This window comes from Streptomyces sp. NPDC087787 (assembly GCF_044743035.1).
Classification (GTDB): domain Bacteria; phylum Actinomycetota; class Actinomycetes; order Streptomycetales; family Streptomycetaceae; genus Streptomyces.
In genome coordinates this window covers 270,570-285,937 of sequence record NZ_JBIUVQ010000006.1, presented here as the reverse complement: position 1 = coordinate 285,937, position 15,368 = coordinate 270,570, and the positions used below count along the sequence as shown (strand labels likewise).

General features: G+C 69.2%; 12 protein-coding genes and 1 other RNA gene. 9 read left to right on the top strand and 4 right to left on the bottom strand.

The window, feature by feature from the left end; translation table 11 throughout:
* The first annotated feature begins 28 nt into the window (after positions 1 to 28).
* The 3 genes from ACIOWN_RS12775 to ssrA all read left to right on the top strand — a co-directional run bounded on the left by ACIOWN_RS12775 (position 29) and on the right by ssrA (position 2,314).
* Positions 29 to 1,201 (top strand): S41 family peptidase, encoded by a 1,173-nt coding sequence (locus ACIOWN_RS12775; RefSeq protein WP_401982068.1) that lies wholly within the window; start codon positions 29 to 31, stop codon positions 1,199 to 1,201.
* 102 nt (positions 1,202 to 1,303) lie between these two features.
* The gene (gene smpB, locus ACIOWN_RS12770) at positions 1,304 to 1,783 is read left to right on the top strand and encodes an SsrA-binding protein SmpB (RefSeq protein WP_401982065.1); all 480 of its coding nucleotides are present in this window, start codon (positions 1,304 to 1,306) and stop codon (positions 1,781 to 1,783) included.
* A gap of 131 nt (positions 1,784 to 1,914) precedes the next feature.
* Positions 1,915 to 2,314: a transfer-messenger RNA gene (gene ssrA, locus ACIOWN_RS12765) on the top strand.
* Between the two features lie 131 nt (positions 2,315 to 2,445).
* Here the strand turns inward: ssrA and ACIOWN_RS12760 are convergent.
* Positions 2,446 to 2,862 carry a PIN domain-containing protein gene (locus ACIOWN_RS12760; RefSeq protein WP_401982144.1) on the bottom strand — a complete coding sequence of 139 codons (417 nt, stop codon included), beginning with the start codon at positions 2,860 to 2,862 and terminating at the stop codon, positions 2,446 to 2,448.
* Between the two features lie 82 nt (positions 2,863 to 2,944).
* Positions 2,945 to 4,057 (bottom strand): sensor histidine kinase, encoded by a 1,113-nt coding sequence (locus ACIOWN_RS12755; RefSeq protein ID WP_401982062.1) that lies wholly within the window; start codon positions 4,055 to 4,057, stop codon positions 2,945 to 2,947.
* A gap of 331 nt (positions 4,058 to 4,388) precedes the next feature.
* Here ACIOWN_RS12755 and ACIOWN_RS12750 point away from each other — a divergent pair, with 331 nt between their 5' ends.
* From ACIOWN_RS12750 to ACIOWN_RS12735, 4 genes are all read left to right on the top strand, one after another.
* Positions 4,389 to 10,655, top strand: coding sequence for an RHS repeat-associated core domain-containing protein (locus tag ACIOWN_RS12750; protein ID WP_362348248.1), 6,267 nt, complete (start codon positions 4,389 to 4,391; stop codon positions 10,653 to 10,655).
* 89 nt (positions 10,656 to 10,744) lie between these two features.
* A complete protein-coding gene (locus ACIOWN_RS12745) occupies positions 10,745 to 11,029 on the top strand; it encodes a hypothetical protein (protein ID WP_362348222.1) in 285 nt (94 codons plus the stop codon).
* Between the two features lie 48 nt (positions 11,030 to 11,077).
* The gene (locus ACIOWN_RS12740) at positions 11,078 to 11,680 is read left to right on the top strand and encodes a response regulator transcription factor (RefSeq protein WP_362348220.1); all 603 of its coding nucleotides are present in this window, start codon (positions 11,078 to 11,080) and stop codon (positions 11,678 to 11,680) included.
* A 34-nt stretch (positions 11,681 to 11,714) separates the two neighbouring features.
* Positions 11,715 to 12,326, top strand: coding sequence for a hypothetical protein (locus ACIOWN_RS12735; RefSeq protein WP_362348218.1), 612 nt, complete (start codon positions 11,715 to 11,717; stop codon positions 12,324 to 12,326).
* Between the two features lie 239 nt (positions 12,327 to 12,565).
* Here ACIOWN_RS12735 and ACIOWN_RS12730 read toward each other — a convergent pair whose 3' ends face one another.
* On the bottom strand, positions 12,566 to 13,012 hold the full coding sequence (locus tag ACIOWN_RS12730; protein WP_362348217.1) for an ATP-binding protein: 447 nt from the start codon (positions 13,010 to 13,012) through the stop codon (positions 12,566 to 12,568).
* 137 nt (positions 13,013 to 13,149) lie between these two features.
* On the opposite strand from ACIOWN_RS12730, the gene ACIOWN_RS12725 reads away from it, so the two are divergent.
* Together ACIOWN_RS12725 and ACIOWN_RS12720 are read left to right on the top strand one after the other, a co-directional pair.
* A complete protein-coding gene (locus tag ACIOWN_RS12725) occupies positions 13,150 to 13,968 on the top strand; it encodes a helix-turn-helix domain-containing protein (protein WP_383726212.1) in 819 nt (272 codons plus the stop codon).
* A complete protein-coding gene (locus ACIOWN_RS12720) occupies positions 13,965 to 14,147 on the top strand; it encodes a DUF397 domain-containing protein (protein ID WP_401982057.1) in 183 nt (60 codons plus the stop codon). Before ACIOWN_RS12725 ends, ACIOWN_RS12720 begins: the two co-directional genes overlap by 4 nt.
* Here ACIOWN_RS12720 and ACIOWN_RS12715 read toward each other — a convergent pair.
* A complete protein-coding gene (locus ACIOWN_RS12715) occupies positions 14,118 to 15,347 on the bottom strand; it encodes an MFS transporter (protein WP_362348212.1) in 1,230 nt (409 codons plus the stop codon). The genes ACIOWN_RS12720 and ACIOWN_RS12715 overlap by 30 nt on opposite strands.
* Positions 15,348 to 15,368 lie beyond the last annotated feature (21 nt).

Here is a 15,368-nt window from a genome sequence, read left to right as displayed (position 1 = left end):
CTCCGGGCGTTGTCCTAGACTCACCGCCATGTCAGGCCGTGACCTGTTTCGCCAGCCCCGCCGCGGCCGCGCCGGGGCCGCCCTGACATTGGTCTTCGCGAGCGTGCTGGTGGCGGGCGCGGCGACGGGCTCCCTGCCCGGCCACGACGACCGCAAGTCCCTTCCGGACCAGTTCCGTTCGGCTCTGCCCGCCGGCCGGCCCGAGGAGGTGACCCGGGCGGCGGCCGAGGCCATGGCCGACGGCGAGTCCCCCATGCAGGCCGCCGAACGCGCCGTGAGCCGCAGCGGCGACCGCTGGGGAGCCGTCTACTCCCGCGGCGAGTACGAGGAGTTCCAGGAGGCCCTGGACGGCCAGTACACCGGCGTCGGACTGTCGACGCGGCGCCGGCGGGACGGCCGGGTCGAGGTGGCGAGGGTCCAGGCGGGCTCGCCCGCGGCGGCCGCCGGCATCCGCCGGGGCGACCGGCTGCGCACTGTCGACGGCGAGCGGACCGACGGTCTACCGGTCACCGAGGTGGTCGCGCTGCTGCGCGGCGACGCCGAGGACGCGCCCGCAGGCACCCCCGTGACCCTCGGCCTGCAACGCGGCAAGCGCGTGTGGAGCCGGACGCTGCTGCGGGCCCGCCTGTCGACGGACCCGGTGACGGTACAGCGGTCGGCGGACGGCGTGACCGTCATCAAGATCGCCGCGTTCTCGAAGGGCGTGGGCGAGAAGGTCCGCACCGCCGTACGCCGGTCGCCGGCCGCCGGCGGGATCGTCCTCGACCTGCGCGGCAACTCCGGCGGCCTGGTCACCGAGGCCGTCACCACCGCCTCCGCCTTCCTCGACGGCGGCCTGGTCGCCACCTACGACGTCGACGGCGACCAGCGCGCCCTGCACGCCGGCTCCGGCGGGGACACCGCCCGGGCCCTGGTCGTGCTCGTCGACGGCGGCACGATGAGCGCGGCCGAACTGCTCACCGGCGCCCTCCAGGACCGCGGCCGCGCGATCGTCGTGGGCTCCCGCACCTTCGGCAAGGGCTCGGTGCAGATGCCGAGCCGGCTGCCCGACGGCTCGGTCGCCGAGCTCACGGTCGGGCACTACCGCACCCCCGGCGGGCACGCCGTGGACGGCCACGGCATCACCCCCGACCTGGATGCAGGGCAGGACGGGCTGCGGCGCGCGCAGACGGTCCTCACGGGCCTGGGCGAGGCGTCCTAGCAGTACTGCCCAGACAGGCCCGGTCCCTGTCCCGGTCCGGCGGGCACACCCCTTAATACGCTTTCCGCGCACCCCCCGCGTAGTGCCAAAATGGACGGCACTATGGCTAAGGAAAAAGGGCGCAAGCTGATCGCGCAGAACAAGAAGGCGCGGCACGACTACCTCATCATCGACACCTACGAGGCCGGTCTGGTGCTGATGGGGACCGAGGTGAAGTCGCTGCGTCAGGGGCGGGCATCGCTGGTCGACGGCTTCGTGCAGCTCGACGGGCACGAGGCGTGGCTGCACAACGTGCACGTGCCCGAGTACAGTCAGGGCACCTGGACCAACCACAGCGCCCGGCGCAAGCGGAAGCTGCTGCTGCACCGGGAGGAGATCGACAAGCTGGAGTCGAAGTCCCAGGAGACGGGGCACACGATCATCCCCCTGGCGCTGTACTTCAAGGACGGCCGGGCCAAGGTCGAGATCGCGCTGGCGAAGGGCAAGAAGGAGTACGACAAGCGGCAGACGTTCCGCGAGAAGCAGGACCGCCGCGAGACGGACCGCGCGGTGGCGGCGGCGCGCCGCAGGCAGCGGGCGTGACGGCGGGTCCGTGACGCGGTCCGTGACGCGGGGAATACGCTGGCACGGACCCGCGTTGGTCACGTACGATGAGATCAGCACCGCGAGGCCGGTGCGGATCCCCTCTCCGGAGGGTTTTGAAAAATCAACATGGGGATGATCGGTTTCGACAGCGGTTGTCGAAGCAGGGGAAGCGTGTCGAGGAAGCGGCCATGATCTCGTAAACCACAGGCCGAAAAAAATAATCGCCAACACCAAGCGCGATTCCTCCCAGCAGGCCTTCGCCCTCGCTGCCTGATCTCAGGTAGCAGAGCGAGCCTCCTACTAAGGGAGTGTCAGCCCGGGGCTGTTCCCGACCCGGATCCTGGCATCAGCTAGGGGACTAAACCTTGATCCCGGTCACGGGGTGAAGAGGGAAACCAAACAGTGACTGAGCCCGTCGGAGACTTGTCCGCGTGATCTCCGGGGCCGAGAAAATCGAAGCGGACTGCACACGGAGAAGCCCTGGTTCCGCACCGTTGGACGCGGGTTCGATTCCCGCCATCTCCACGATCGGGAGGCTCCCGAGCCTCCTTCATCACCCATGCGGGAAAGGCCCCGCCGCTACCAAGCGGCGGGGCCTTTCCCGTCGTTGTGCGCCCGGCACAACACATCAGGACCCTGACACGGCAGAACGCGGTCAGTCAGTCGCGGGGACCGTCGTGCACATTGTGCTGGCTCAGTTCCACCGCGAACCGGGCCGCGGTGCCGAAGTCGGCGTCGTCATGGAGGACGACGAGTCCGTGGTGGGCGGCCGTCGCGCAGATCTGGAGGTCGACGGCGGACAGAGCCCTGTGCGCCCCTTGATCCGCCGCCCGTTCCTGGAACGCGCTGATCCACAGGCAGGCGCTCTTGGGCAGGGAGACGTCGTCGTAGAGATCGGTGAACATGTCGCTGAACGCCTTGTACTCCTTGGCATCACGCGCGGACCGGAGGAACTCGGCCCGCTGCGGGTAGCAGGAGAGCACGTAGCCGTCCGTGACCACCGGTCGCCACGCCTCGTGCAGGTCGCGGTCCCGGAGCAGGCGCCCCAGCGCCGACGAGTCGAGCAGGTAGCGCATCACCGGCGCTACATCGGGCTGGGTGGGCATGGCCCTGTCGCTTCCGAGTGGCGGAGAACTTGCCACGGGGGCGGCGGTGGTGTCAGGGCAGGGGCAGGGTGGCTGTCACGGAGAAGGTGCGGTTTTCCGGGGTGGTGCGGAGGGTTCCGCCGAGGGCGGCCACCCGGCCTCTGAGGCCGGCCAGGCCCGTGCCGCGGCCGGGGGCGGCGGAGGGCGGGGGTGAGCCGGCCGGGACGCCGTCGTTGCGGATGGTCAGGCGGATGCCGTCCGGGTCGGCGTGGAGCTCGATCTCGCACAACGTGGCGCGGCTGTGCTCCAGCAGGTTGCCCACCGCCTGGTGGAGCACCGACCGCAGGCACTCCGTCACCGCGTCGTCCAGTTCGAGGCGCGGCGGCAGCGAGGCGTGCACCCCTATCCCCGAGGTGGTCAACAGCCTCTGTGCCCGGGCGAACTCGTCGGCCAGCGAGCGGGGCGCCCCGGGGCTGCTGATGAGCCGTACGTCCTCCTGTGTCCGCCGGGTCAGCTCGACGACCTCGGTGAGCGCCGCCCTGGCGGACTCGGCGGAGGCGTCCGCGCGCAGGGTGTTCTCCGCCCGCATCGCGATGGCCACCAGCGACGACCCCACCAGATCGTGCAGGTCCTGGCGCATACGTGTCTGGGCGCGCTGCTCGGCGAGCCGGGCCGCCTGCTCCTTGCTGCCGTACAACCGCGAGGAGAGCAGGGCGAGATGGGTGACCGCGAAGACCGTGCTCGCCGTGATCGTCGCACTGAGCAGAGCGACCAGTGAACCGCGGCTGCTGTCGACCACGCCCGTGTGGATGAGCAGTGGCCCGCTGGCGACGACCGCCAGGGCGACGGGAACGGAGTTGGCCGGAGGAAGAGTGAGCATCACGGCGCCGGCGAGGAAGCCGAGCAGAGTGAACCACCGGTGCTGGAAGACCACTAAGGGAACATAGGTGAGCACGGCCTGCACCAGCAGCAGGCCCCACCTCCAGCGGTACGGCAGCCGGTAGGGCGGAGGCGCGTACTGGCCGAGCAGAACGGCGGGCGTCAGCACCAGCACGGTCAGACCGGCGGTGACCGTGCGCCGGTGGAACGGCGAAGCGGCGACATCCAGCGCCACCAGCCCCAGTGATCCGATCACCACGACGGCCAGCGCGCCCAATGCGACCCGCGCTCCCGGTGGAGCCGTCACGCCCTTTACCGCTCTGCTCCGCATCCTCGCCCCGCTCCGTTTTTGATCAATTATGGACCGGTCCAGGCGAGGTGATCGGACCCCGCCAATCCCCGCAAAGGGGACTCCGAGGCGCATGCATGAGCGGCTTCACAAGATCTTCGCAGCTTGTGAACTTTTCACTTCTTCGGCGGCGATGGCCCTGCTTTGATCACGTCTGCGTCATGTCCATACCAAAGAGAGATGACTGAACGTGTCGAAGAGAACACGACCGATCGGCGAGTGGGAGGGTTCGGCCGTCGCCCTGCAGAGGCACAGACGGCTGCTGCCCCGGATCGCGGTCCTGACCGCCATGGTGCTCGCGGCGGAGACAGCGCTGGTGGTCGCCAACACCGGCCAAGCGGTGGCACTCCCGCGCGAGAACATACAGCAGGCAGCCGCCAAGGACACGGCCAAGAGCTCCGCTACCGCGGCGGACATCCCGTCGGCGAAGGTCGCGGCCCGGCTCAGCGGCAAGCGGGTCGAGGCACTCTCGGAGCGTACCGAGACCTCCACGACCTGGGTGAACAAGGACGGCTCGCTCACCACCGAACTCTCCGCCGGTCCCGTCCGGTTCATGGACGAGGAGACGGGAGAGTGGCGCGAGGTCGACCTGGATCTCGTCCGGGGGGCCGACGGGACCGTCGAACCCAAGGCACACCCGGGAGGCCTGCGCCTGTCCGGCAGGTCCGGGACCCCGGCGAAGTCGCTGGAAGCCGCCCAGCGGGCCGAGGCCACCGACCTGGTGACCCTGGGCGAGGGCGATCAGCAGATCACCTTGCAGTGGAAGGGCGGGCTTCCGCAGCCGAAGCTGGACGGTACACGGGCGGAGTATGCCAACGCCGTACCGGGCGCGGACGTGGTCGTGGAGGCCACCAGGACCGGCTTCGAGCAGTACGTCGAACTCAAGCAGCGCCCCGAGACCGGTGAAGCGGGCGGCTACTCCTACACTCTGCCGCTGAAGGCCAAGGGGCTGAAGGCGACGCAACTCGCCGACGGCAGCGTGCTGTTCACCGACAGGAAGAACAAGAAGCGGGCCGTGATGCCGGCCCCGGTGATGTGGGACGCCACCGTCGACGAGCGCTCCGGTGAGCACACCCGCAAGGCCAGGGTCGGCCTGAAGGTGGTCCAGAAGGGCGCCTCCGTCGACCTGGTGATCACCCCGGACGCCGAGTTCCTCGCCGACCCGGCCACCAAGTACCCGGTCACCATCGACCCGTCCACCTCCTCGCTCTCCAACGTCTTCGACACCTACGTGCAGCAGGGCGTGACGGTCGACCAGTCGACCGACACCGAGCTGGACTGGGGCAACCCCGGCACCAAGAACGCCGACGGCACTCCGCGCACCGCGCAGACCTTCATCTCCTGGAACACCACACCGATCCAGGACGCGCTGGTCCTCGACGCGAAGCTGTCGCTGTGGAACTTCCACTCGGGCAACACCGACTGCAAGGCGTACCCGTGGGAGGTGTGGTCCTCTCCCGCAGCCTCCACGTCCAGCCGGTGGACCAACCGCCCGACGATGACGGCCCTGAAGGCCACTTCCACCGAGACCCGTGGCAACTCTTCGTGCACCAGCACCCAGCCCGCGGGCTGGATCAACGCCAATGTGACCACGCTGGCGCAGGAGTGGGCCTCGGCCAAGGCCACCCGCGGCCACATGGGCATCCAAGCCACGAGCGAAGCGGTCGTGGCCCAGTGGAAGCGTGTCAACTCCGCCAACGCCGCCTCCAACCCGCCCAAGCTGGTCGTCAACTACAACTACCGGCCGCGCACCGGCACCAAGCAGGAGGCCGGCCCGCCGTACTTCTCCTACGGCGGCGACTACATGGTGAACACCACCACGCCGACGCTGCGGGACACCTTCGTCGACGCCGACGGCGACAAGGTCAACGGCACCTTCCAGATCTTCGACTCCGCCACCAACGCCCAGGTCGGCAACGTCCTGGTGTCCAAGTACGTGCCCTCCGGACAGGTCGCCTCGGTGACCGTCCCGGCCGGGGTGCTCGCGGACGGCAAGACCTACAAGTTCCGCACCAGCCCGTACGACGGCACGCACTACAACACCGGCTGGTCGGCGTGGAAGACCTTCACGGTCGACACCAAGGCACCGTCCGCCCCGACGAAGATCGTCTCCACGGACTACCCGTCGGACAAGTGGGTCAAGGGCACCGGCCAGGCGGGCACCTTCACCGTCACCCCGCCCGCCGGCGGTGACCACAACTGGCTGGAATGGTCGCTGGACGGCGTCACCTGGACCAAGGTGACCACGAGCGGCTCCAGCGCGAACAAGGCGATCAGCATCGCCCCGCCGAAGGACGGCACCCACACGCTGCAGGTGCGGGCCGTGGACAAGGCGGACAACAAGTCCGAGGCGGCCGAGTACACCTTCCACGCAGGCCCCGGCGGCTTCATCCAGCCCAACGACGGCGAACGCACCGCACGCCGACTCCCCCTCGTTGCCGAGGCCGATGGCACCAAGTACAACGCGGTGTCCTTCTCCTGGCGACGCTCCGAGGCCGACAAGTGGATGGAGATCCCCACCGGTCACGTGACCTCCGGCGGTACCCCGCTGACCGCGTGGCCCGTTTCGCTGACCAGCGGCAAGAACGCGCAGCTGGTCTGGAACGCCACCGACACCGTCGACCCCGACGGCACGGTACAGATCAAGGCCGACTTCACCGGCCCGGGCAACGCCTCCGGCAGCACCGAGCCGCTGGCCGTCGTCGTCGACCGCAACGCCGGCGGCGCCGCGAGCCAGGGCGTGGGTCCTGGCACGGTGAACATGCTGACCGGCGACTTCGGCCTGTCGGCCACGGACGCCTCCGCGCTCGACATGTCCGTCACGCGCACCGCCTCGTCCCGCACACCGGACAAGGGCGCCACCCAGGAGGGACAGGCGCCGATCTTCGGCAAGGAATGGGTGTCGGGTGCGACCGCCGAGCTGACGGACTCCGACTACTCCCACATCCGCAGGATCTCCGACACGGCCGTGGCCTTGGTCGACTCCGAAGGTGAGGAGACCCACTTCACCGCGAACGCGGCCAAGTCGGGCTGGATTCCGGAGCCGGGTTCGGAGGACCTGACCCTCAAAGGCAGCGTGAGCGGCAGCTTCACGCTCTCCGACACCGAGGGCACGGTCACGGAGTTCACCAAGCCCGATCCGACCGTGCCGACCTGGCAGGTCTCCAGCACCCTGCTGGACGGGCTGACCAACTCCACCACCACGGTGATCTCGCAGAAGACCACCTACAACGGCAAGGCCGTCGCCCGGCCCAAGTGGGTCATCGCACCCACCTCGGCCGCGACCGCCGCGGACTGCGCGGCCGATCCGGCCACCAAGGGCTGCCGGGTCCTGGAATACCTGTACCCGCTGACCACCACCGCCACGGACACCGAGTTCGGCGACGTGGTGGGTCAGGTCAAGTCCATCCGCCTGTGGGCCACCGAGCCCGGCGCGGCCACCTCCAAGGTCCTCGCCATCCAGTCGTACGCGTATGACGGGCAGGGGCGGCTGCGCGAGACCTGGAACCCGCGCATCTCTCCTGCACTCAAGACCGAGTACGAGTACGACAGCGCGGGCCGTGTCGTCAAGTTCACCCCGCCCGGCGAACTGCCCTGGACCTTCACCTACGGCAAGGCGGGCAACGCCGCGACCGCCGGTGACGGCATGCTGCTCAAGGCGACCCGTGCGGGGCTGAAGCAGGGCACCGCCGATGTCGCGGAGGGCACGGCCGCCACCAGCATCGTCTACGACGTGCCGCTGACCGGCACCGCCGCCCCGAACAAGATGGGCGCCTCGGATGTGAAGGCCTGGGGCCAGCTCGACGCGCCGACGGACGCGACCGCGGTCTTCCCGGCCGACGCCGTGCCGTCCTCGCACTCCGGCGGTTCGCTGACCGCGGCCGCCTACAAGCGGGCCGATGTGCACTACCTGGGCGTATCCGGCCGTGAGGTCAACTCCGCCACCCCCGGCGGACACATCTCCACCACCGAATACGACCGCTTCGGCAACACCGTCCGTGAACTGACCGCCGCCAATCGGGCCGTCGCCCTGGGACTGAGCGCTGACGACAAGGCCACCCAGGCCGACCTCGGCATCACTCAGCTCACCGTCGCCGAGCGCGGCGACCTGCTGGCGACTCGCTCCGTCCACAACGAGAACGGAACCCGAGTACTGGAGGAGTTCGGCCCGCTGCGCCGGATCGACCTCACCGCCGATCTGAAGCAGGGCACCACCTCGCTGGTCTCCGCGGGCACTTCGGTCACCGCACGTACGTGGACGGTCAACGAGTACGACGCGGGCCGGCCCACGGACGGCACGGCCAAGGTCAAGGACCAGATCACCAAGGTCACCACCGGCGCCCAGGTGCGCGAACACCCCTCCGTCCAGGGCGAGACCCGCATCACCCAGACCGTCTACGACTGGGTCAAGGGCCTGCCGACCAAGACGATCAAGGATCCGGGTGGTCTGGCGATCACCGAGACCACGGAGTACGACGCCCAGGGGCGCACCGTCAAACAGCTCCTGCCCGGCGCCACGGGCACGGACGCGGCGACCCGCGTGACCACCTACTGGTCCGCGACCGGCACCGGCGCCTGCGCCGGCCGCCCGGAGTGGGCCGACCTGGTCTGCTCGGTCGGACCCGCAGGTGCGATCACCGGTGGCGGCTCCAACCCGACAGGGCTGCCGACCACCACCACCGAGTACGACTGGTGGGGCAACACGGCCAAGGTCACCGAGACCGCCAACGGCGTCACCCGTACGACGACCACGACCTACGACGCCGCGGGCCGGCCGACCAAGACCGCCATCACCGGCGGGCTCGGCCAGGCCGTCCCGGAGGCCACCACCGAGTACGACCCGAACAACGGCAAGGTGACCAAGACCACCTCGCCCACCGGCGGCACGATCACCAAGGCGTACGACAAGCTCGGCCGCCAGATCGCCTACACCGACGCCGACGGCGGCAGGACCACGACCGAGTACGACCTGCTCGACCGGCCGGTCAAGTCGACGGACACGGTGCCGTCGACGGTCACGTACACCTACGACACGGCAATCGAGCCGCGCGGTCTGGCCACCAAGACCACCGACTCGATCGCAGGTACCTTCCAGGCGACGTACGACGCCGCCGGGGCCGTGGTGACCGAGAAGCTGCCCGGCGGCTACACCGTCAAGCAGACGAACGACCCCACCGGTTCCGCCGCCGACCGCACGTACACCCGTGACAGCGACGGCACCATCGTCTACTCGGACACGGTGACCGAGTCCATCCACGGTCAGGTCACCACCCATGCCGGCTGGTCCGACCAGAACTACGGCTACGACGCCACGGGCCGCCTCACCACGGTCGAGGACACCACCGAGACGGTCTGCACGCGCCGCAGCTACGCCTTCGACGCGCGCACCAACCGCAAGTCCCTGACCACGGCGGCGGGCGCGCCCGGCACCGACTGCCCCACCAGTGGAGGCACCGCCGCCAACTCCACGTACGACAGCGCCGACCGGCTGGTGAACTCCGGGTACACCTATGACGCGTTCGGCCGTACGACCGCCCTGCCGGGCAGCACCATCGGCTACTACGCCAACGACCTCGCGTACCAGCAGGTCTCCGGTGGAAAGCGTCAGACCTGGCAGCTCGACGCGGCCCTGCGGTTCCGCTCGTGGAAGGTGGAGACGGGCAGCGGCTCGACCTGGACGCAGACCGCGTCCAAGCTCAACCACTACGACGGCGACGGCGACAACCCGCGCTGGATCGTGGAGGACACCACCACAGGAGCCCTGACCCGCAACGTCGACGGAGCCTCCGGCGACCTGGCGGCGACCACCGCCAAGAGCGGCGACACGGTACTGCAGCTCACCACCATCCACGGCGACGTGGCTCTCCAGCTCCCGCTGGACGCGGGCAAGGCCCCGGTCGCCCTGGACTCGGACGAGTACGGCAACCCGCGCCCGGGCCTGGAGCCCACACGCTACAACTGGCTCGGCGCCAAGCAACGCTCGTCGGAGACCCTGACCGGCCTGCTCCTGATGGGCGTACGCCTCTACAACCCCCAGACCGGCCGTTTCCTCTCCGCCGACCCGGTCTACGGCGGCAACGCCAACGCGTACGACTACGCCCACGCCGACCCGCTGAACCGCTTTGATCTGGACGGCAAGTGGAGCTGGCGCAAAACCCTGCGAAGGGCGTCGACCATCACAGGCTTCGTCGCTGTCGGGGCCTGTTTGGTGGCGACGGCTGGTCTGTGCGGCGTAGCGGCAGGAGCCGCCCTGGCGGCGAGCGCGGCATGGAACGGTTACCAGGCCTACCGAGGAGACATCAGCTGGAAGCGTGCCGCGTTCAACACGGGAATCGATGCCGTGGGTACCCGGTTCCGGGGAATCCGGGGCGCTTACAAGTACCGTCCCGTCCGCAGGTTTCCGAGCCATCGTGCGCATGGTCGGCATCGGGCCTCGCGTCCCAAGGTGATCAACCAGCGCCTCGGGTCCGCGTGGCGTCGCCATCCGGCTCGCTCTTCCTTCCGTACCGGAGTCCAGGCCTACTACGGATACAGAGCCTATGACAACGGCTGGTAAGTTCCGCTGAGCTGAGCTGCTGTTCCTGCTCGAGCCGGGGTGGTGATTCCCCTTCACCACCCCGGTGAGCCCCCAGAAGGAGTACACCGGTGGAAACGGAAGACTGGGGCCTGATTTTTCTGGCACTGGCAGCATTTGCTGCGGCGTTTGCGCGCGCGGGTCAACCGTGGCGCTACAAGTGGATCCTGCCGACCGGATTGCTGGCCGCCGTAGCGGTTGGGCTGCTCTCCGGAAATTCCGACTGGAGGTGGTACGGAATTCCTTTCCTGCTCATCGCCGTCGGAGGAGTGCTGGACGGCCTGTGGATATCCGGGATCTGGCGTCCTGGGGGCAAGAGTTTCCGATCGAACGGAAAGCGGCGCCGTCAGGGCTGATCGCGCCCACGGCTGCTGCAGTGATCTTGGTCGGGGACAATGGACCAGGTGATCAGAGTGCTGGTGGTCGAGGATCACGCCGTCGTCCGGTCCGGGCTGGTGGCGTTGCTCTCGGGCGAGCTGGGGATACAGGTCGTCGGCCAGGCCGCCGACGGCGAGGCCGCACTGGCCGAGGCCGAGCGGCTTCGGCCCGATGTGGCTCTCGTCGACATCGACCTGCCCGTCATGGACGGCATCGCCGTCGCCACCGCGCTCGCCGAAGAGCTGCCGGAATGCCGCGTTCTGATGCTCACGGCGCTGGACCGGCCCGGGCATCTGGGGCGTGCCTTGGGCGCGGGAGCGTCCGGCTACCTCCTCAAGTCCGCGACCCCCGCCGAGACCGCCGACGCGATTCGCAGGGTCGCCGCCGGTGGGCGCGTGATCGACCCGCGGATGCGGGACGGCGGGGCCGACACGGTCAGCCCTCTGACCGAGCGGGAGGCCGAGGTGTTGCGGCTGGCGTCCTCGGGTGCGCACGCCCGTGAGATCGCCGCCGAACTCTTCCTGAGCCTGGGCACGGTACGCAACCGGCTCTCGTCCGCCGTCGGTAAGCTCCACGCCCGCACCCTCGTCGACGCCGTCCGCATCGCCGAACGCCAGGGCTGGCTGTAGGTCGCTGTATGACACAGAAAATGGGAATTGCGTCATGTTCAGCTATTGGCTCGCGATCATACGCCGTGTTGCCGTGGCGCTTTCCGCGCTCGCCGTTTTCTGCGGTGGTGCCATGGCCGGTGCAATGATCTGGGACGACTCGTCCGCCTGGGCGGTGGCGCTGCTTCAGGGGACGCTTCTCGGTCTCGCGGTGGTCGCTGTCACGGTCATCGCCGGCTCCATATCGAACCTGTGGCAGGCCGCGCGTATGGCTTCGCGTCATGGCCTGACGTTGTCCCCCGAGGCCGTGCCCCTGCCGTGCACCGCGGAGATCCGTGTTCCGATACGTCCTGGCACCACCGCCTATCAGCTCACCGACAGTGTGCTGCATGCCCTCAAGCAGCTCCCGGCCCCCCAGATCGACGAGGTGAAGGAATTCACCCACGGCAAGCTCACCCTCATCTGCAGGAAATCGCTCAGCCTCCCGGTGAGGTTCCACATCTCCATCACGACGGACCGGGACACCGCGACGGTGACGATGGACGCCCGCCCCACGGCCACCTGGAGAGTCCTTGACGAAGGCGCGAGTTGGTGCGTCCTCAAGGCCTTCGAGCCGCACGTCGGCAAGGCGGTTCACGACGAGGCGAGCGGCAACAGCGCGACGTGAGCGCGACCCCTACAGAGGAACGATGAAACTTCCTGATCTGCTCATCTTCGTAGGCGTCCTGGCTGCAGGAGGCGCTCTGGCCCTGCTGCTCGGTGGTGGCCTTCCGAGTCAGGCTGTGATGACGCTGGCTTCCATCGGATCCGGCGCTTATGTCGGCACCAGAATGAGGAACCGGAGGAAGAGCAGAGGGTGACAGCCGTCGAAGAGCAGCGCGAGGCCGACCTCGACCGGCAGTGACGTCACCTCTCTGCCATTGCTTCCGCATCGAGTTCGAGCTCGAACCACACCGTCTTGCCGATGCCGCCGGGGCGGGGCTCGGCGCCCCAGTCGTCCGCCAGTGCCTCCACCAGCGCCAGGCCGCGGCCGGACTCGTCCTCCGATGACGCCTCTCGGGGCGTGGGCAGGACGTCGTTCGCGTCCGTGACCGAGATGCGCAGGTTGCCGTCGTCGTTCAGTACGCAGCGCGCCCGGATCTCCCGGCCGGGCGCCTTCGCGTGGCGGTAGGCGTTCGTCATCAGCTCGCTGAGCAGGAGCACCGCCGTCTCCGTCACCTCGTCGGGGAGCTTCCAGGACGTTGCCTGTTCGCGCAGGAGCAGCCTGGCCCGGCCCACGCTCCGCGCGTCGCGGGGGAAGCGGAACTCGATGTCCTGGGGGAGCGCGGTGGGCGAGCGGTGCGGTGTCGGCATACGGGCTGGTTCCTTGCGTGTGATTCTCCGTCGTTCGGTGGGATAAGGGTGGTGGCCTGTGCCTAGCCTCGGCAGTAGCGGGTCGGGTACGCAGCGTGGCTGTACACGGTGCGGCGACGGAAGGCGGGTGAGGGCTAGTGGCCACGGGGGAGTCCCAGCAGGCACAGCAGAACTGGCGTTACTGCGGTGGGCAGATCAAGTTGTGGAGGGAGGAGGCTCAGGTCACTCGGCAGGCCCTGGCCGAAGAGGCCGGCTACGACTACGAGTACGTCAAGTCGATGGAGTGCGGACGCCGTCGCCCTACGTTGAGATTGTTGCAGATCGCGGATCAACTGTGCGGAGCGCGAGGCAAGTTGTCGGCCGCGCACGAGTTCTTGAAACCCGAGCCGTTCCCCCAACGTACGCAGCAGTACGTGCTGGTGGAGGCCGAGGCGATCACCGTCCAGTGGTACGAGCCCCTGTTGATTCCCGGGCTGCTCCAGACTCCGGAGTACGCGCGAGCGCTGATCAGCAGCAACTGCCCTCCTCTGGACGAGGAGACGGTGGACGAGCGGGTCGCGGCGCGACTGAAGCGTCAGGAGAAGCTGACCAGCAAACCGCCCACGCACTTCAGCTTCGTGGTCCACGAAGCCGCGTTGCGCTCGGTCGTCGGCGGCCGGGACGTCATGCGCAAGCAGTGCCAGTACTTGCTGGAAGTCGGCAAGCGGCGTCACCTGTCGATCCAGGTACTCCCGTTCTGCACCGCTCCCACGGCGGCGCTCAGCGGGCCGATGGTGCTGGTGGAGACTGCCGAGCACGAGCGCTATGCCTTTGTCGACGGGCAGTCGACGGGCGCCCTCTACTCTGACGGAAACAAGCTGAGTACTTTGACTCAGCGCTATGGCATGATCCGCATGCAGGCGCTTAGTGTGGAGGAGTCTGCCCAGTTCACCAGGAAGGTGGCGGAGGAGCTGTGAGCGACGAACTGTCATGGTTCAAGTCGAGTTATAGCGACTCCGAAGGCAGCGCCTGCGTCGAGGTCGCCGCCACCCCCCGCACCATCCACGTCCGCGACTCCAAGCTCGGCGTCGACAGTCCGCGCTTCGCGGTGGACGCCGACACCTGGTCAGACTTCCTCGCGTACGCCGCTCACTGAGATCAGCAGCGCGACCGCCGCCGCCGTCACCGGGACCACGTAGCCCGCCGTCGCCGAGACGTGTTCGACCGTCCAGCCGCCGGTCGCGCTGCCGCAGGCGATGCCGCCGAGCAGGCCGGTCACCGCGAGGGTCATGCCCTCGTTGAGGCGGCCCTCGGGGGAGCGCTGCTGGACCAGGGTCATATTGGTGACCATGGTGGGTGCCGTCGCCGTACCGGCGACGAGCAGCGCCACGGACAGCGCGAGCAGGGAGCCGGTCAGGGTGGCGGCCAGCAGCGGCAGGGTCATGAGGGCCGTCATCGCCGCCACGCACCAGGGCAGTCGCCGTCCGGCGGGGCCCGCCGGACGCAGGGCCCCGTAGACCAGCCCGGCCACGCAGGAACCGGCCGCCTGGAGGCCGAGGGCCACACCCGCCACCGACCGATGGCCCTGCTCGTCCGCGAACGCCACGGTGACGACCTCCATCGCGCCGAACACCGCGCCCATGGCGAGGCACACGGCGAGCTGGGCCGGCATACCGGGGGCACGCAGGGGCGCCCGCGCGGGAGTGCGGGGACTCGGTGGCGGCTCGGTCGAGCGCTGGGCGGTGAACAGGAGGATGCCGGTCAGCAGCAGCACCGCCCCGACCAGCGTGCCGGCCTCCGGGAAGAACGTGCCGGTGAGGAAGGCCGCGAGGACCGGGCCGAGCATGAAGCACAGCTCGTCCGCGGCCTGCTCGAAGGAGTTGGCGGTGTGCAGGGCCTCGGGGGCGGACTTCAGCAGATGCGCCCAGCGGGCGCGGGACATGCCGCCCGTGTTGGGGGTGGTCGCGGTGGCGGCGTACGCGGCGAACAGGGTCCAGTCCGGAGCGTCGTAGCGCACGCAGAGCAGAAGGGCCAGGCTGCCCAGGACCGCGCAGACGGTGGCGGGCACGGCGATCCGGGCCTGCCCGTACCGGTCCACCAGCCGGGCGACCCAGGGGGCGGTCACCGCGGTCGCCGCGAGGCCGGTGGCGGTGACGGCGCCGGCCAGCGCGTACGAGCCGCGCGTACCGGCGATCATGACGACCGCGCTCACGCCGAACATGCCCGACGGCAGCCGGGCCATCAGGTTCCCGGCGGTGAAGGCACGGGTGCCGGGGAGGGCGAACAGACGGCGGTAGGGGGCGAAGAGGGAGGCACGGCCTTCGACGGTGGCGGCCGGGGCGGGGGGTTTCGGCATGCCGCCACCGTCGCCCCCGCA

Coding starts and splice junctions, on each gene's coding strand:
- ACIOWN_RS12775 (WP_401982068.1), top strand. CDS start 29: ATGTCAGGCCGTGACCTGTTTCGCCAGCCCCGCCGCGGCCGCGCCGGG.
- smpB (WP_401982065.1), top strand. CDS start 1,304: ATGGCTAAGGAAAAAGGGCGCAAGCTGATCGCGCAGAACAAGAAGGCG.
- ACIOWN_RS12760 (WP_401982144.1), bottom strand. CDS start 2,862: ATGCGCTACCTGCTCGACTCGTCGGCGCTGGGGCGCCTGCTCCGGGAC.
- ACIOWN_RS12750 (WP_362348248.1), top strand. CDS start 4,389: ATGGTGCTCGCGGCGGAGACAGCGCTGGTGGTCGCCAACACCGGCCAA.
- ACIOWN_RS12735 (WP_362348218.1), top strand. CDS start 11,715: ATGTTCAGCTATTGGCTCGCGATCATACGCCGTGTTGCCGTGGCGCTT.
- ACIOWN_RS12730 (WP_362348217.1), bottom strand. CDS start 13,012: ATGCCGACACCGCACCGCTCGCCCACCGCGCTCCCCCAGGACATCGAG.
- ACIOWN_RS12715 (WP_362348212.1), bottom strand. CDS start 15,347: ATGCCGAAACCCCCCGCCCCGGCCGCCACCGTCGAAGGCCGTGCCTCC.